The organism is Geobacillus sp. WSUCF-018B, assembly GCF_002809985.1.
In the GTDB taxonomy this organism is placed as follows: domain Bacteria; phylum Bacillota; class Bacilli; order Bacillales; family Anoxybacillaceae; genus Geobacillus; species Geobacillus thermophilus.
The window spans coordinates 1-16,854 of sequence record NZ_PIJF01000066.1; the positions used below are offsets into that span (position 1 = coordinate 1).

Genomic DNA, 16,854 nt, shown 5'->3' on the forward strand with positions numbered 1-16,854 from the left:
GCGCTTCGCTTGGTGGCCCCGACGAGCGTCGCGAACAAAAGTTCGCAACCCTCGTCGGGGATCATTTCGGAATGTCACCCACAAATATTTTACTCACACCCCATATAAGTGGCATTCGAATCGTTCCTTCTTCATCTTTTTGACACGGTCAAGGTCAAATAAGGATTTCCAGCCCTTAAATAACAGCTCCACTTGCCAGCGCAGCGAATACAGCTCATAAACTTGTTGCGCATCAAACGATTCTTGTGGTAAATTGGTCAGTAAGATGTGATATTTCTTTTGTTCAAGGGTTTGGCGTGACAGCGCCTTCCCTTTCTTTTTTTCCTTTTTCCGCACATACGCCAGCCGTTTTTCCCATTCTTCCGCTGTGAGACGGCGAAAAATCAGACGCGGAACATACAGGCAAGACCTCTTTTAAAAACGCCACGGCACGAGGCGTAAACCGCTGATTCAGTCCTTCATTCGAGAGAGAGCAATCATGCCAGAGCGCCAAATCGGCACACAACCGCTGAAGCGACTGACAGGCGAGCGATCCGTCTCCCCAAGCACATAGCGTCAGAAAGGCTTCCGCTGTTAATGAACGCTGCCGCTGAATGAATCCGACTTTCCGTGCCAGACGGGTCAGTTCTTCAGAGGAGAAGAGTTGACGAATCGTTGTTATCCATGCCTTCATCTTTTTTGCCATCAAAAAACAATCCTTTCCAACGATGATTTTCGTTAGAAAGGATACCATGTTTTTGGCGCTGAAAAAAGATCAAATTCTTAACTTGATGGCTATGCGAGAAGCCCCCCCACTTGAAGTGGGCGGGGATGGCTTGGTTAACAGCTTGCTGTGAGGCGGGTGTTCTCAAGAATCTCCCACCTTTAAGCGTTTAGCGTAGGTGGGAGAGCGTTCAAGGCGTTATTACCGATGATTGGCCAGCTGTTCGCGATACTCTTTTCCTTTTTGCACGTATGTATCAATCGACAGCTGGATGAGCTCAAGGTCTTTGTCCGTCAGTTCACGCACCACTTTTCCAGGCGAGCCAATGACGAGTGAGCGGGGCGGAATCTTTTTGCCGGACGGAATCAACGTGTTGGCGCCGATGATGCATTCTTCACCGATTTCGGCCCCATCCAAAATCGTCGACCCCATGCCGATGATCGACCGTTTGCGGATCGTGCAGCCGTGAAGGATCACATTATGCCCGACCGTCACTTCATCTTCAACAATGAGCGGCGACCCTTCGTACAAATGGCAGGTCGTATTGTCTTGAATGCTCGTTCGGGCGCCGATTGTAATCGGCCCTTCATCTCCGCGCAGGACCGCGTTGAACCAAATGGTCGATTCCGGACCGACGGTGACGTCTCCGATCAAATAGGCTCCCGGGGCAATGAATGCGGTTTCATGAACATTCGGACGTTTTCCGTTATACGGGTATAGCATCCCCACATCCCCTTCATTTGGTGAACTGTGTCATGATCAGTATAACACATTTTGCACGGGGACGGAAATAAGCGGAATACACGATATCTTTTCCGCTGCCAAGAACCATCCATTCATGTACCAATGCCTTACGGGGCGAGCAAAAGCGGCAATGAGGCGGTCGTCATCCTTTGATGGCAAGGCGCAAATCTGCAATCACCGTTTCGTGTTCAATCGATCGGCGGCATAACATATCGATGATCCGCTCTTGGCGCAGCTATAGCTGCATTTGTTGCTCTTGATTCTGTTCAAGCCGTTTCACGATCACATCGATTTCCCGAATGGCTTGATGAACAGCGGCAAATCCCTTTGCCATGTCGGCTTTGATTTCATTCAACTCCGCTTTTGTCGCCATATTCGCTTTCATGTCCTCAAGTTCCTGCTTGGTAGCCATATTGGCTTTGATGTCTTCAAGCTCCTGTTTGGTGGCCATATTGGCCTTCATCTCTGCCATTTCCTGCTGCATGATTTCGAGCTTGTCCAAAATAAGATGCCACGGCTCGCTGATGGACAACATCCTTTCCTAATCGTCAATAAGATAAGGGAATTGCGGTGGACACAAAGATGCAGATGAGATGGAAAAGAGGAAATGGTGTTGTGGGGAAACGACGATTCCCTGCCATTGATTATACATGATCAACGAAAAGCGGAAAAGGGTTTTTCCTATAACGAAGAAAACGGAAAGGGAGAAATGTTTTTCAGAATTTTTATTTAAATAATATTATTTTTCTTGATATTATTGTTTTATTTACCATGATATAAATCATACAAAATTTTTTTGACAATATAAACATAATGAATTATTATATTAAAAGAATTTAAAGGAGGTAAGTAGTGGTTATGTCATCCATTGACAAGCAACAAATCGCTGCCAGCGTTCCCCAGCGCGGCTTTTTCGGCCATCCGAAAGGGCTGTTTACGCTCTTTTTCACCGAGTTTTGGGAGCGCTTTTCGTACTATGGCATGCGCGCCATTTTAGTGTATTACATGTATTATGAAGTATCGAAAGGCGGGCTCGGGCTTGATGAGCATCTGGCGCTCGCGATTATGTCGATTTATGGGGCGCTGGTGTACATGTCCGGAATCATTGGCGGTTGGCTTGCTGACCGGGTGTTTGGCACGTCGCGCGCGGTCTTTTACGGCGGCCTTCTCATTATGGCCGGCCATATCGCCTTGGCGATTCCAGGCGGGGTGGCGGCGCTGTTTGTGTCCATGGCGCTCATTGTCTTGGGAACCGGGTTGTTAAAACCGAACGTTTCGAGCATTGTCGGCGATATGTACAAGCCTGGCGATGACCGCCGCGACGCCGGATTTAGCATTTTTTACATGGGGATTAACCTTGGCGCCTTTTTGGCTCCGCTTGTTGTCGGTACCGCGGGGATGAAGTATAACTTCCACCTCGGCTTCGGACTTGCGGCCGTCGGGATGTTTCTCGGATTGATTGTCTTCATCGCGACAAGAAAGAAAAACCTCGGGTTGGCGGGGACGTACGTGCCCAACCCGCTGACGCCGGCAGAAAAGAAAAAAGCGGCTTCGATCATAGCCGTGGGGGCGGTCGTGATTGCCGTGCTGCTAGCCATCTTGATTCCGAACGGTTGGTTCACTGTGGAAACGTTTATTTCCCTTGTCGGCATCTTAGGCATCATCATCCCGATCATCTATTTTGTCGTCATGTACCGCAGCCCGAAAACGACGGCGGAGGAGCGGTCGCGCGTGATCGCGTACATTCCGTTGTTCATCGCTTCAGCGATGTTTTGGGCGATTCAAGAACAAGGATCGACCATTTTGGCGAACTATGCGGACAAGCGGACACAGCTGGATGTCGCCGGCATTCACCTTTCACCGGCTTGGTTCCAATCGCTGAACCCGCTGTTTATCATCCTCTTAGCGCCGGTGTTCGCGTGGATGTGGGTGAAGCTTGGCAAACGGCAGCCGACGATCCCGCAAAAATTCGCGCTCGGCTTGTTGTTCGCCGGCCTGTCGTTCATCGTCATTCTCGTGCCGGGGCATTTGAGCGGCGGAGGGCTCGTCCATCCGATCTGGCTTGTGTTAAGCTATTTCATCGTCGTGCTTGGTGAACTTTGCCTGTCGCCGGTCGGCCTGTCGGCGACGACGAAACTTGCCCCTGCCGCTTTCTCAGCGCAAACGATGAGCCTTTGGTTTCTATCGAACGCCGCCGCGCAAGCGATCAACGCTCAGCTTGTGCGCTTCTATACGCCCGAAAACGAAACGGCCTATTTCGGCACGATCGGCGGGGCGGCGGTTGTGTTAAGCGTCATCTTGTTTTTGCTCGCCCCGAGCATTCAGCGGCTCATGAAGGGCGTTCGTTAATATCACGCTGATGTTTGTATCAACAGGGAAAACAGATGATCCAAAAGATTACAAATCTGTGACAGGATGCTCTGCGTTGGCAGAGCTTCTTTTTTTATTCAAAAAATATTTACATAAATCAAAAAATAAGTTCAGATGGCGTTTACAAAAATGGATTACGATGGAATAGAAAAAGAGGAAAGGGGAGAAAAGCGGATGGCGTTTCTTGAGCTGGTTGAGGTGACGAAATCGTATGGAGGCAAAAAGAGCGCGGTCGAGAATGTGAATGTCGCGATTGAATCAGGGGAGTTTTTTGTTCTTGTCGGCCCATCGGGATGCGGCAAAAGCACGATTTTGCGGCTGATCGCTGGCCTTGAGCCGCTGACATCAGGATATGTATTGATCGATGGACAAGTGGCGAATGATTGGCCCCCTCACGCCCGCCGGTTATCGATGGTCTTTCAAAATTATGCGCTATATCCCCATTTGACGGTGGAGCAAAATATGCGGATTGTCTTGCAGGCGCAAAAGGTGCCGAAAGAAGAACAAGTGAAACGTTGCATGGAAGCGGCGGAATTGCTTGGATTGACCGATGTGCTGCATAGGAAGCCGCGGGAATTGTCAGGGGGGCAGCGTCAACGCGTCGCCTTAGGGCGAGCGATTGTCGCGCAGACTCCGCTTTGTTTGATGGATGAACCGCTCTCCAATTTAGATGCCAAGCTGCGTGCGAAAATGAGGAGCGAGCTTCGACGTTTGCAACGTCAGCTCGGCATGACTGTGATTTATGTCACGCACGATCAGACGGAAGCGATGACCATGGCTGACCGGATGATGATTTTGCATGACGGCCGTCCGCAACAAATCGGCAGTCCGCTTGATGTATACAATAGCCCAGATAACACGTTTGTCGCTTCATTTATCGGAACACCGCCGATGAATTTGGCGGAAGCGCATGTGCTGAACCATTCCCTCTTATTGCAAAACGAGCGGCCCATCCGTCTTCGGCGTCGTTCTTTGCCGAAGGCTGAACGGGTGATCGTCGGACTGCGGCCGGAACATATTGAGCCGGCGGAATCAGGAGAAGAATCTATGGCCGTCAAAGTCAGCCATGTCGAGTGGCTCGGCAATGAAACGTTAGTGACGTTTGAGTTGGCAAAAAATCTTTATTGGACAGCACGATGGAATGGACAATGGCGCATCCGTTTGGGAGAAGTGGTGCCATTGACGTTTGATGAGCAGGATTTCCTGTTTTTCGATGCGTCTGGAAAGCGAATTGGAGCCCCGTCCATCAAGCGGGAGGAGGTGTGGGTTCACCAATGAATGAGCGTGTTTCAACGGTTCCCTCCCCAGCGCCATGGTCGGTCCGGACGAAGCGGGAGGCGCGGCAGGCCGCAATAAAATCGTGGTTGGAAGGGATGGTGTATCTTTGTCCTTCGCTCCTACTGTTTGGCGTGTTTCTCTTTTACCCGTTGGGGAGAACGATGTATTTAAGCGTGTTTCACACCGATTATCAAGGGCACCCGACGGAATTTGTCGGTTTGGCGCATTTTGTTGCTCTTCTTCAAGATGCATCGTTTTGGCATAGTTTGAAGGCGACGGTTCTATTTGCGGCGCTCACTGTCCCGACGACGGTCGCCGTTTCGTTCGGTTTAGCGTTGCTCGCTCATGAAACACGGAAAGGAATCGGGATCTTTCGGACGATTTTTGCCTCTACGATGGGGATGAGCGTGGGAGTCGCTTCGGTGATTTGGATGTTTATGTACAATCCGGCGATCGGGATCATCAATCGTTTGGTGTCCGCGATCGGCGGGACTCCTGTTTCATGGCTTCTTGACCAGGACACGGCATTGTATGCGGTGGCGGCGGCGACGATCTGGATGAATATCGGACTGACCTTTTTATTGTTGCTGGCCGGTCTGCAAAACATCGATCCATCCTTGTACGAAAGCGCCCGCATCGCTGGAATGAGCTATTGGCGCCAGCTGTGGACAGTGACTGTGCCGCTGTTGTCGCCAACGTTGTTTTTTGTCACGACGGTCTCGCTTATTCAAGCGCTGCAAACGTTTGGACAAATTGACTTTTTAACGAAAGGCGGGCCGGTGGAGGCTACGAATGTGTTCGTTTACGCGATTTACCGGGAAGCGTTCGTCAACTATCAGTTTGGTTCCGCGAGCGCGCAAGCCCTTGTCCTTTTTCTCATCATCGCCATCGTCACGTTTTTGCAGTTTCGGTTTGCTGAGAGGAAGGTGCACTACCAATGAAAATAGCGCGGGCAACGGCTCACTATGTGTTGTTATGCCTATGCTCGGTTGTCATCTTGTTTCCAGTGGCTTATGCTCTTCTGATGAGTTTGATGGATGGAGCCGCTATTTTGTCAGGACGCCTATGGCCTGAGAATTGGACATTGGTCAATTATGAGGCAGCGTTTCAACAGGCGCCGCTTGGGAGATATTTATGGAACAGCTTTTTTGTGGCTTTCATGATTACAGTGGGGCGCCTCATCGTGTCAAGTCTCGCCGCTTTCGCTTTTGTGTTTCTCCGCTTTCCCGGTCGGGATCGGTGGTTTTACGTGTGCATTGCCACGATGCTCGTTCCGTGGGAAGCGACTGTGATCCCAAATTTTTTGACCATCCAAGCGCTTGGCTGGACAAACCATTACGCAGGACTCATCGTGCCGTTTTGGGCGATGGCATTTGGCATCTTTTTATTGCGGCAACAGTTTAAGCAAATTCCGCACGAGCTGTATGAGGCGGCGCAGTTGTCTGGGGTGGGGAATTTCCGCTTTTTTTGCCGCGTCGTGCTGCCGCTTTCAAAAACGAGTTTGGTGACGCTGGCTGTTTATAGTTTTTTGGATGCTTGGAATATGTATTTATGGCCGCTGCTCGTTACAAACGATGACCGTGTCCGCACCGTGCAGATCGGGCTCAAGCAGCTGCAGACGCAAGAGATCGCCAGCAGCTGGGGCGTCGTTATGGCAGCGGCGGTTATCGCGATGCTTCCAACTTTGTTGCTGTTGTTTGCTGGACAGAAGCAATTGCGAAAAGGGCTTATGCAAGGAGCGATTCAATAGCGAGGAGGAGAAACAAGATGAGAAAGGTTTTAGCCAGTTTCTTAGCTTTAATGTTTATTGGATTTGCCGCGGGATGCTCAAGCGAAGATGCGGGCGAAGCGGCGGGAGGCAAAACAGAAGTGGTGTTTTGGCATTCGATGAGCGGGGATTTGGAGCCGGTCTTAAATGACATTGTCGCTGATTTTAACCAAACCCATCCAGAGATTGAGGTGAAGCCAGTATTTCAAGGCACCTATGAGGAGGCGCTGACGAAATGGAATGCGGCAGCAGGGACAAAAGACGCCCCGACGATCATGCAGACGTTTGAAGTCGGAACAAAGCATATGATCGACAGTGGAAAGATTGTTCCAGTGCAAACGTGGATCGATAAAGACAAGTATGATGTCTCACAATGGGAGAAAAACATTGTCAATTATTATACCGTGAACGGGCGGATTTACTCGATGCCATTTAACTCATCCACCCCTGTACTCATTTATAACAAAGATGCGTTCCGCGAAGCCGGGCTTGATCCGGAAAAACCGCCTCTCACCTATAGCGAGTTGAAGGAAGCGGCGAAAAAGCTGACAAAGAAAAAAGGAAAAGAAACCGAACGGTACGGATTCTCGATTTTGAACTACGGCTGGTTTTTTGAAGAAATGGTGGCCGTACAAGGCGGACTGTATGTGAACAACAACAATGGACGGAGCAGTGATGCGACAAAAGCAGTATTCAATGGAGATGAGGGGAAGCGCGTATTTGAGCTGATCAGCGACATGTACCGAGACGGCACGTTTTACAACGCCGGTCAAAACTGGGACGACATGCGCGCCGCCTTCCAAGCAGGAAAAATCGCCATGTATTTGGATTCGTCCGCTGGTGTAAAAACGTTGATCGATAACTCGCCATTTGACGTTGGCGTTTCGTATTTGCCTGTCCCGGATGGCGTGGAACGTCAAGGCGTCGTAATTGGCGGCGCTTCGCTCTGGATGATGAAAGGAAGCAGCGAAAAGGAGCAAAAAGCGGCGTGGGAGTTCATGAAATACTTGACAACCGCTCCTGTCCAAGCTGAGTGGCATGTGCGCACAGGGTATTTTGCCATTAACCCGGCTGCGTACGATGAGCCGCTCGTCAAAGAGGAGTGGGCGAAATACCCACAATTAAAAGTGACGGTGGATCAGCTGCATGAAACAAAATCAACCCCTGCTACCCAAGGGGCGCTCATCACCGTCTTCCCTGAATCTCGGCAACATGTGGTGAAAGCGATGGAACGGTTGTACGAAGGAATCGATCCGCAAAACGCGCTCGATCAGGCGGCGGAAGAGACAAATCGGGTGTTGCAGGAGGCCGGAAACTGACCTGACCAACCGGACAAGCGTCCAGGTGGAGCTGCCGGACAGGCAAATCCAATGCTCGTTCGGGAAACCGATCTCCTTAATCAGTGAAGGGTTCTGCAAGGACCAGGCATGGACAAGGACATTTACGTGTAATGTCATACGGAACGATTAGCGATGGCAAAAAAGATTGCCATCGCTAATCGTGTTGATCGGAAAGTTATTCTAAAAAATCAAATAAATAATTTTTTCCAAACTGTAGGGTGCGAAATGTAAGTTGTATCGATTTTATTTTCTTAAATATTGCTTTTTTATTGAGTATGTTATAATCCAAAAAACACAAGGGGTATACACAAATAAAAATACATTATAGGCTATTTCAGGCTCCCCTATATATATTATTTTATCTACTCCAAAATTGATCACCCAATATATTATTACGGCAATAAAATAGGCTATAGCATGCAGGAGAAATGATATAGGAGGATTCATTTGATTTATTCTTTGTAATACGTAGTCTATCAATAAGGAGATTGGTATACCGAACAAAATAACTAGCGGAAGTACACATATTATAGAGTAGAGTAAGGACTTGACAAGAACTTCTAATAGTCCCTCTAAATGCCTTTAAGCGTGTGGAGTGTCAATCCGCTTTCTTCAGCAAATGCATCTCCTCCTCCACTTTCGCGATGCGGCCAAGTTGATAATCAAGCCGCTGATGAATGAGGGAGATGTCTTCTTTTGTCGCCATTTGCTCGCGAAGTCGGGAGAGCTGGTCTTTTGTTGCCATTTGCTCGCGAATGCCGGCCATTTCTCCGCGGAGGCTGGCGATTTCATGGCGCATGCCGTCTTGAATGCTGCGCTGTTCGAGTTGATTGTCGCGGATCGCTTTGATCATTTCCGTGTTTTCTTTCATCTGCTCCTTCAGCCAGCGCAGCTCTTCTTCCTGTTTGTCCATCCGTTGCTCAAGTTTGTCCACCCGTTGTTCAAGTTGACCCAATTTTTGCTTCACCGTTTGCATGTCTTGTTTCAGGACGGACATGTCATCGACAAGCCCTTGGACAAGCGTCGTTAACTGCCGCAACAGCTCTTCCATGAAGAAACCTCCTTATCGAGATGGGATTCACTCGGGGCGTTTCGACCATGAAACGTGAGGAGGACAAGGTGTGGAATTCGGGGAGGAAACGCCTGCAAGCTCATTATATCATGGCTTGGCTAGGGCATCACTCCTAAATTGAGGGAAAGAAAAGGGATAAATAGGGGGTGTGTTGAATACGTCATTAGCAGAAGTTTTCGTCTTTTGAAGAAAATAGATGGATAGGAGAGGGAAGATGAACGCATGGATCAAGAGGAGAAATGCGGCGCTTATATGCATGGCGTCTGTCTTTTTATTTTCTTGCAGCAATGCGGCTGATCGCAGCGTCGAGGAAGTGCTGGCGGCGCCAACCGCGGGGCAAACAATCGAGCATCTACCGTTGCCGAGTCCGATCGATAAGATGGTGATAGCGTCAGCCTCTGCCAAACAAGCGGCGCCGAACCCGAACGAAGTGCGCATCACCATCAGCGCGGCGGGCGATGTGACGCTTGGGCGTGATGAAAACTACGGTTATGCGTATTCGTTTGATGAAGAAGTGAAAAAGCACGGCTTGCGCTATTTTACGAAATACATTGAGCCGATCTTCAAAAAGGACGATTTTACGACCGTCAATTTGGAAACGACGCTGACGACCTCGACGCGGAAGGCAAGCAAGACATTTCGTTTTCGCGGCCACCCGAGTTATGCGAAAATCTTAACCTATGGCGGCATTGATGCTGTGAATCTGGCCAATAATCATACATACGATTACTTGCAACGAGGATACAATGACACGATTGCCAGTTTAAAAAAGGAAAACATCGGTTATTTCGGCCGTACGCTTCGGCTCATGAAAACGGTCAAAGGCATTCAAGTCGGGGCGCTCGGCTATGAAGGCTGGAGCAATACCAGCACGTTGCGCAAGCAAATCGCCAACGATATTCGCACACTTCGGAAACAAGGAGCCGACATCATTCTAGTCCATTTCCACTGGGGAGTGGAACGAAGCTATGTGCCAAACCGCACGCAAAAGGCGCTCGGCCGCTTTGCGATTGACAGCGGCGCCGATTTGGTCGTCGGCCATCATCCGCACGTCGTGCAAGGGATCGAGGAGTACAAAGGCAAATTTATTGTCTACAGTTTAGGGAATTTTATGTTTGGCGGAAACAAAAACCCGAGCGACAAAGATACGTTTGTTTTCCAGCAGGTGTTTTCTTTTCAAAACGGCAAGCGGACGGCCAAAAAAGAAATCCGCGTCATCCCGTTTCGCATTTCATCGGTGACGACAAGAAACAATTATCAGCCGATGCCGTTAGCGGGAGGGGAAGCAGCCCGAGTGAAACGGAAAATTGTCTCGCTGTCGGCGAAAATCAAAAAGCCGACTTGGACCGCGTACGAAGTGAAGTAAAAAAGGATGACCCTTGTTTCGGCCATCCTTTCGCTTTTTGCAAGGTTAAGAGCGATCATTGATTAAGTTGGCGACGAGCACGTACCGCTGCGGAGCAGGGCCGACGTAGCGGAACGGATAGCACGTGGAAAGGGTGAGTGTCGCTTTCGGCTTTGGAACGATGACCGTCCGGTCGTCGGCGTCGACGATGCGCACTTTGCGCACTTTATAGGTGAATGTGCCGGCGGACGTACGGACGATCAAGAGATCGCCTTGGCCGACTTCGCCAAGACGGCGGAAGACCGTGTCGCGATGGCCAGAAAGCACGCAGTTGTCCGCCTCTCCTGGCAGGACACTGCCGGCGTAATGGCCGACCCCTTTTTCCAACTCGTTTTCATCTGTACCGTGGTAAATCGCTAGGCTCATGTTGAGCTTCGGGATGATGAGTTCGCCGATTTGTTCGCCGATTTTGGGCTGTTTTGGGTAGAGTGAACTTTGGATTTGCATCGGCGCAGCGCCTGTTTGTCTCTCTATTTCAACAGACAGCGGTTTGACCGCCTCCAAGCCGTTTTTCCACTTCAAGCCGCTAACGGCGGCTACGGCGATTCCTGCTGCGATCAAGCTTGCTCCAAAAAAGCGCACGAGCCGTTTCCGGTTCATTTATTTCGCCTCGGCTCCTTGGCGGAAGCGGACAAGGAATGCGCCGGCACCGATTAAGGTCAAACCAAAAAGCATATAAGCGGCATACGGGGATGCCGTCTTCGGCAGTTTCGCTCCGGCTTCGGTCCGCTTCAGCGGTTTCGGCGGCGCCGGTTTCACCACTTTTTCGATTTTCGCTGCCTGGCCGCTCTGTTGCAAGTCTTCGCCGATTTCATCGAATATGTCGGAGGCAAACATCTCTTCGGTCACGACAAAATCAGCCAGCAGCTCGCCGTCAGTGCTGTAAATTTCAACAAGCAAATCGTAGCCGTTCGCTGATTCCATTGTCAGCAGCGTCGACAGGCTGAGCGGCTTTTTCTCGCCACCTTTTGTCAAATAAAACTTCGCTTCCAGCTGAAATGTGGAAAGCAGGTCGGTCCATACATTGGCGATCTCAGCGATTTGCGTTGGCGATAGCTCCGTCACGCTCGTAAAATCGTACGCACCGATCGCCTCAAGCCGTTGGCCGATTTCTTCCATTTTCTCGGCGAATTGCGGATCTTCCATATTCAGCGATTCAAAATGGTTATAGAGCTTTTCCAACTCTGCGTCCGTCAAACCAAGCTCGTCTAAATCCGGAAGCAAGTAGTCGATGACTGTCTCCGACAGTTCCTCGACCGTCGCATAATTGTCAAGCGAATCGCCGTTTTTAGACAGCAGTTTTTCCAATTGCGTTTTCGTCATGCCAATTTCTTGTAAAAATTTGTTTAATGTTTCTTCGGTCAACGGCGTCAAATTTCGATAATAATCGACGATATCTTTCAGCTCGCCGATCGAGTGGTAATCGGCCAACGATTCGCCGTGCCGATCAAGAAGGGCGATGAGCTCTTCCTTTGTCATTCCGCGTTCGTTTAGAAAGGCGGCCAGCGTTTCATCCGTGATCGGAACGGAGTAATCTTTAAACAGTTCGATATATTCTTCCAGATCATTGTAAAATAAAAACACATCAGTAATGGCCTGTGACTCTTCCATTTCTCCATTGTCGATGAGCATTTGTCGAAGCTGTTGTTCGGTCAATCCGTGTTTGGCGAGCAACTGAGCTAAATTTTCTTCCGTGAGCGGCTCGCCGAACTCACGGCGCATTTCGTCCACGCTGTCAAACTCATCGAGCGAATAGCCTTCATAGTCCAAATAATTTTCCAGCTCTTCGACTGTGATCCCTGCTTCATTTAAATACTGCTCTAAAGCTGGATCGTTGCGTTCAATGGCGAACGCTGAAGCTGGCCATACAGTGGCTATGGATGCGGCCAAGGCAAAAGGAACGATGTTTTTCATGTCGTGACCTCCGTTTGTTTGTATATACGAATTCAGTATATAGGAACATGAAAGGGACGAAAATAGTGAAATATATGGAAATTTTTATATATATAAGTTGAAACTTTGTTTTACATCCAGTAGAACGCCCGCTGCATTCTATCAAAATGACTTGTTATGAAGGAAAACAGAATCGAACAATCGGAAAAACACCCTCCCTGTTTACATCTAATGTTTTCCACGTATGACTTTTTAGAGGCAACGTATGCTAACCGTTGAACGGGAGCTGTCGAGCAAAAGGAGGTGGAGGTACAATGGATCGCTTATTCCGTCTGTTCCGCGTTCAGCGCGGCCGCGGGTTGTGGAATCCATGGTTGGGGGTTGTTAGACGGCGAAGAAACCATAACGCCATTTGGACGCTCGTCAGCGTAAGCTTAGGAGCGGTGGCAGCCGCGATGTTGGGAGCGAGACAAGGGAGACGCATGGCGCCGATGACGCAAGGCCCGATGCGAAACGTGATTCGCGGCCTCAACCGCTGGATGAGCCGGCGGATGGGAACGATGCAGCCTGCTGCAATGGATTTTCCTGCAAAATCATCCAAAAGTAATGAGATGTAGCCGCTTGTGATAGTATTGGATGACCGATGGGATCATGGAAAAGGGTGTTCCAAAATGATGGATGGGCACCCTTTTGTTTTGTCCTAATGATTTTGAAGGTTGAAAAAGATAGAAGATTGTAGCATAATATTTTTATTAACTAAATATTCAGAAATATAAAATAAAAGCGAAGCGTTCTTGGTACATGAAAAAAGATTTGATGCAAAAAAAGGGGGGGGGAGAATGGATGACGCAGATCGAAATGGAGTGGATAGGAGATGAAATGTACCGCGTTCCAATCCCAGTTCCATTTCCGATGAAGTATGTCTATTGTTACGTAGGTCGGGAAGCGGATGGATGGAGCATTGTTGACGTCGGCTTTCGCTATCCAGAGGCGATTAGCGCTTGGGAAGCAGTGTTTCGGCAGCTTGGAATCAAACCGCGGCATGTTCAGGCCATTTACATCACTCACTTTCATCCGGATCATTTTGGCTTGGCTGGGTGGATGCAACAGCAGACGGAGGCGCCTGTCTGGATCAGCGAGCCGGATTATGCGATGGCGGAACGAGTGTGGGGGGAAGAGAGCGTTCAGGCGAGCGAAGTGGGTGCCATGTTTCGCCGCCATGGTGTGCCGGATGAGTTGGTAACGGACATTGAGGAGAGCATGTGGAAGCTGTCGTTGCGCGTTAGCCCGTTTCCGGTGCTAACCGTTTTGGATCGTTCGGAAATTGTGCTGGGGCAGCGGCGATGGGCGGTCATCCCGGTCCCGGGGCACAGCGATGGATTGATCAGCTTTTATCAGCCGGAATCGCGCCAGTTGCTTGCATCAGATCATGTGCTTGATCGCATTACTCCGAACATTAGTGTATGGCCCGGCGCTTATCCAAATCCGCTCGAGCAATATTTTGCCTCGCTTCGCAAAGTGGAGGAACTGGAGGTGGATGTGGCTCTTCCTGCCCATGGCGCGGTCATTCGCCAATTTCGCGAGCGGATCAGCGACATTTTCCGCCACCACGAACAACGGTTGCAAAAAATGAAAACGCTAGCAACATCGGGGCGCACCGCCTATGAAGTGGCCCATCTTGTGTTCGGCCATAAGCCGCTGACCGTGCACCAATGGCGGTTTGCAGTGGCTGAGACATTGGCGCATTTGGAATATTTGGTGTCTGTCGGTGAATTGCAAAAAGAGGAGCATCGACATGCAATCGTTTATCGGCAATGACCGATGTCCAGCTGCTAGAGAGTTGGAATCTTTTTGTATTATTGTGTGGCGCATGGACGAACAAAGAAAGGCTTGAACGGATGGAAAAAGCAATGACTGGGCTGTATGATGTGAAGCGAGGCGATGTCGTTTTGTTGCTGAATGGTGAGGGGGAAAAGCAGCGAAATAGCCTAAGGAGCTGGCTGGTCAACCGTTGTCCATCGGTTTCATGAAAATTTGTCGCTCCAATGGGGCGATTACGGTGTATAATGGGGGAGGTGTAGGCATAGCAAAAGAGCCCTTGAATGGTGAGACAGGGAGATGAAACCGATGTGGCAATCGATCAACCGTCGGCTTGAGAAGGCGCTGCCGTTTCTTACGCCGGCGAGCGTGGCGGCCGGCATCTGGCTGGCGGACGAACTGCACGGCTATGCCGCGCTTGTGCCGTGGCTGTTTGCGTTGATGACGTTTAGCGGCAGTTTGCGCTTGCGTTTGGCCAATTTGAAAGAGGCGCTCATTCACCCTGGCCCGATCGCTGCGGCGCTATGTCTGCTCCATTTCATCATCCCGCTGTGGGCGTTTGGGCTTGGACATCTGTTTTTTGGCAGCGACCGTTGGACGGTGATCGGGTTTGTGTTGGCGGCCGCTATTCCGACCGGGGTGACAAGCTTTATCTGGGTGTCGCTCGGCCGCGGAAACTTGGCGCTTGCCCTTTCTGTCATTTTGATTGATACGTTTTTATCGCCCATCGTTGTGCCGCTGACGTTGCTTGTATTGGCCGGAAGCGTGGTCGAGCTCGACGTGGGCCAGATGATGCTCGGCTTGTTTTTTATGATTATTTTGCCGTCACTAGCCGGCATGTTCGTGGGCGAACGGCTGTCTGCTCAAGCGAACGAGCAGCTGGCGGTGGTGCTGTCCCCGTTTTCCAAGCTGGCGCTGGCGCTTGTCGTCATGATCAACAGCGCAGTCGTCGCCCCGTATTTTGGCCGTGTTGACGCCCGGCTGTTTTTCATGGCGCTGCTTGTCTTGGCGATCGCGAGCTCCGGCTATTTTCTTTCTTGGATGGCGGCCCGATGGCTCAGGTTTGCCCCGTCGGATATTATTGCGTTAACGTTTACCGGCGGGATGCGCAACATCAGCGCCGGCGCGGTGCTTGCCATGACCTATTTTCCGCCGCCAGTGAGCGTGCCGGTCGTGCTCGGCATGCTGTTTCAACAAGTGCTCGCGTCCCTATACCACCGCCTGTTGCATAAAACGTACCATTCACCAACGAGCGGCAGAGCGCCATACGCCGGAAGCGCCCGGTAGGGATGGAAAGGGCAGGCGGTATGCAGCGCCTGGCGGGAGCAAAAAGCGAAAAAACGCCCGTCCTAGGCGGGCGGGCAGGTGCGGGGAAAGCAAGCGGGGTGCTCGACGTCACGGCGTTTCGCCGCTGAGGCGGTCTCGTATAGGTTCTCGTTTCGGTGAACGGATGAGGTGGCGGCGAAGAGGGAGATTCAGTTCGACGATGCCTTCGACGACCAAACGGGCGATTTCTTTCGCCCCGCGCTCATGAAAATGGGTGTTGTCTTTGATGCCTTCCGGGTAATTGGGGTGCTCGCCCGGCTCAAGCCATAAAAACCACCGCTTCGTCCGTTCCGGTCCAAGCTGTTCAAACCGTTGTTTGCTTTTCGTTGTCAAATCGACCACTGGAACACGTTCGTGTTTTCCGAGCGCTTTCATGGCGGCAGGATAGCGTCCGTGGGAATCGAGCGCCCGTCCGTCAGCAGAAAAGCGCCGCCGCTCGACCGGAGTGATGAGGACGGGAATCGCCCCTTTGGCCCGGGCGCTGTCAATATATTGTTGTAAGTACGCTTGGTAAGAGGTGAACGGTTCGGTGTAACGCGCCGGATCGTTCGCCTTTTCATCGTTGTGACCGAATTGGATGAACAAGTAATCCCCTTTTTTCATTTCCCGCAAAATGCGGGAGAGCCGTCCTTCTTCGACAAAACTTTTCGCGCTGCGGCCGGAAGCGGCCATATTTTTCACCATGACGTTGTCATCAAACCAATCATCGAGCATTTCACCCCATCCGGCCCGGGGAGCGCGGGAGCGGGGGGCGGCGGCGACGGTCGAATCGCCGGCCAAGTAGATCGTTATGACGGCCCGTCCGCCCGTTTTGGATGCTTTTCCATCCGTGTCCGGTTGGGCGATGAGGGCAACGCTGGCGGCGATGACAGCCAAGCAAAGGAATGCGGCTTTTTTTCTTCTCAATCGGATTCCTCCTATCCGGCAGCTGCTCGTCTTTTCGGTTTGTTCCCCGTTATCGTTGCTCGCTGCCATTGCCTTTATGCGCCATTCGTGCTAGTCCACCGTTTGGAATCGGCGGTAAAATTCCCATATTATGGCTCTTCACCACAAGTTGTACTTGATCATTTAAGGTAGGTGTGCATAGAGGGTACAAAAAATGCGAATTTTCCTGTATGGTAAAGGTGACCAAACCAA

Annotated in this window: 18 protein-coding genes and 1 pseudogene; 9 read left to right on the forward strand and 10 right to left on the reverse strand. The window is 50.6% G+C overall.

Features of this window, described 5'->3' with window-relative positions; translation table 11 throughout:
• Nucleotides 1-93: 93 nt before the first annotated feature.
• From CV944_RS17725 to CV944_RS15045, 5 genes are all read right to left on the reverse strand, one after another.
• Nucleotides 94-336: a transposase gene (locus tag CV944_RS17725; RefSeq protein ID WP_233205024.1), complete on the reverse strand. Its 243-nt coding sequence runs from the start codon at nucleotides 334-336 to the stop codon at nucleotides 94-96.
• A complete protein-coding gene (locus tag CV944_RS15035) occupies nucleotides 284-685 on the reverse strand; it encodes a hypothetical protein (protein ID WP_233205027.1) in 402 nt (133 codons plus the stop codon). Before CV944_RS15035 ends, CV944_RS17725 begins: the two co-directional genes overlap by 53 nt.
• Entirely contained in the window at nucleotides 630-851 is a 222-nt protein-coding gene (locus tag CV944_RS17355) for a hypothetical protein (RefSeq protein WP_158236224.1), read from the reverse strand. Before CV944_RS17355 ends, CV944_RS15035 begins: the two co-directional genes overlap by 56 nt.
• Nucleotides 852-904: 53 nt before the next feature.
• Complete coding sequence (locus CV944_RS15040; protein WP_100664466.1) at nucleotides 905-1,426, reverse strand: gamma carbonic anhydrase family protein; 522 nt, start codon at nucleotides 1,424-1,426, stop codon at nucleotides 905-907.
• A 256-nt stretch (nucleotides 1,427-1,682) separates the two neighbouring features.
• Complete coding sequence (locus CV944_RS15045; RefSeq protein WP_233205025.1) at nucleotides 1,683-1,979, reverse strand: hypothetical protein; 297 nt, start codon at nucleotides 1,977-1,979, stop codon at nucleotides 1,683-1,685.
• A gap of 326 nt (nucleotides 1,980-2,305) precedes the next feature.
• Between CV944_RS15045 and CV944_RS15050 the strand changes: the two genes are divergently transcribed.
• The 5 genes from CV944_RS15050 to CV944_RS15070 all read left to right on the forward strand — a co-directional run bounded on the left by CV944_RS15050 (nucleotide 2,306) and on the right by CV944_RS15070 (nucleotide 8,182).
• Nucleotides 2,306-3,796 carry a peptide MFS transporter gene (locus CV944_RS15050; protein WP_100664467.1) on the forward strand — a complete coding sequence of 497 codons (1,491 nt, stop codon included), beginning with the start codon at nucleotides 2,306-2,308 and terminating at the stop codon, nucleotides 3,794-3,796.
• 195 nt (nucleotides 3,797-3,991) lie between these two features.
• Nucleotides 3,992-5,095: an ABC transporter ATP-binding protein gene (locus tag CV944_RS15055; RefSeq protein ID WP_033012400.1), complete on the forward strand. Its 1,104-nt coding sequence runs from the start codon at nucleotides 3,992-3,994 to the stop codon at nucleotides 5,093-5,095.
• Nucleotides 5,092-6,036, forward strand: a complete 945-nt coding sequence (locus CV944_RS15060) for a carbohydrate ABC transporter permease (RefSeq protein WP_021322413.1) — start codon at nucleotides 5,092-5,094, stop codon at nucleotides 6,034-6,036. The genes CV944_RS15055 and CV944_RS15060 overlap by 4 nt, the downstream gene beginning before the upstream one ends.
• Complete coding sequence (locus CV944_RS15065) at nucleotides 6,033-6,845, forward strand: carbohydrate ABC transporter permease (protein WP_100664468.1); 813 nt, start codon at nucleotides 6,033-6,035, stop codon at nucleotides 6,843-6,845. Before CV944_RS15060 ends, CV944_RS15065 begins: the two co-directional genes overlap by 4 nt.
• A 17-nt stretch (nucleotides 6,846-6,862) precedes the next feature.
• The gene (locus CV944_RS15070) at nucleotides 6,863-8,182 is read left to right on the forward strand and encodes an ABC transporter substrate-binding protein (protein WP_014196063.1); all 1,320 of its coding nucleotides are present in this window, start codon (nucleotides 6,863-6,865) and stop codon (nucleotides 8,180-8,182) included.
• Between the two features lie 619 nt (nucleotides 8,183-8,801).
• Here CV944_RS15070 and CV944_RS15080 read toward each other — a convergent pair.
• Nucleotides 8,802-9,254 carry a hypothetical protein gene (locus CV944_RS15080; RefSeq protein WP_100664469.1) on the reverse strand — a complete coding sequence of 151 codons (453 nt, stop codon included), beginning with the start codon at nucleotides 9,252-9,254 and terminating at the stop codon, nucleotides 8,802-8,804.
• Nucleotides 9,255-9,489: 235 nt separating this feature from the next.
• Between CV944_RS15080 and CV944_RS15085 the strand changes: the two genes are divergently transcribed.
• The gene (locus CV944_RS15085) at nucleotides 9,490-10,641 is read left to right on the forward strand and encodes a CapA family protein (RefSeq protein ID WP_100664470.1); all 1,152 of its coding nucleotides are present in this window, start codon (nucleotides 9,490-9,492) and stop codon (nucleotides 10,639-10,641) included.
• Nucleotides 10,642-10,686: 45 nt separating this feature from the next.
• Here the strand turns inward: CV944_RS15085 and CV944_RS15090 are convergent, their stop codons facing one another.
• Both CV944_RS15090 and CV944_RS15095 read right to left on the reverse strand, forming a co-directional pair.
• Complete coding sequence (locus CV944_RS15090) at nucleotides 10,687-11,280, reverse strand: class D sortase (protein WP_044741710.1); 594 nt, start codon at nucleotides 11,278-11,280, stop codon at nucleotides 10,687-10,689.
• Nucleotides 11,281-12,594 (reverse strand): processed acidic surface protein, encoded by a 1,314-nt coding sequence (locus CV944_RS15095; protein WP_033009520.1) that lies wholly within the window; start codon nucleotides 12,592-12,594, stop codon nucleotides 11,281-11,283. It abuts the gene before it with no gap.
• Between the two features lie 293 nt (nucleotides 12,595-12,887).
• Here CV944_RS15095 and CV944_RS15100 point away from each other — a divergent pair, with 293 nt between their 5' ends.
• The 3 genes from CV944_RS15100 to CV944_RS15115 all read left to right on the forward strand — a co-directional run bounded on the left by CV944_RS15100 (nucleotide 12,888) and on the right by CV944_RS15115 (nucleotide 15,678).
• A complete protein-coding gene (locus CV944_RS15100) occupies nucleotides 12,888-13,190 on the forward strand; it encodes a hypothetical protein (RefSeq protein WP_014196056.1) in 303 nt (100 codons plus the stop codon).
• Nucleotides 13,191-13,416: 226 nt separating this feature from the next.
• Nucleotides 13,417-14,391 (forward strand): MBL fold metallo-hydrolase, encoded by a 975-nt coding sequence (locus CV944_RS15105; protein WP_062898683.1) that lies wholly within the window; start codon nucleotides 13,417-13,419, stop codon nucleotides 14,389-14,391.
• A 309-nt stretch (nucleotides 14,392-14,700) separates the two neighbouring features.
• On the forward strand, nucleotides 14,701-15,678 hold the full coding sequence (locus tag CV944_RS15115) for a bile acid:sodium symporter family protein (RefSeq protein WP_100664471.1): 978 nt from the start codon (nucleotides 14,701-14,703) through the stop codon (nucleotides 15,676-15,678).
• 108 nt (nucleotides 15,679-15,786) lie between these two features.
• On the opposite strand, the gene CV944_RS15120 is transcribed toward CV944_RS15115, so the two are convergent.
• A complete protein-coding gene (locus tag CV944_RS15120; RefSeq protein ID WP_100664472.1) occupies nucleotides 15,787-16,623 on the reverse strand; it encodes a rhamnogalacturonan acetylesterase in 837 nt (278 codons plus the stop codon).
• A 49-nt stretch (nucleotides 16,624-16,672) separates the two neighbouring features.
• Nucleotides 16,673-16,854 (reverse strand): annotated as a pseudogene (locus CV944_RS17730) (hypothetical protein); the annotation flags it as partial.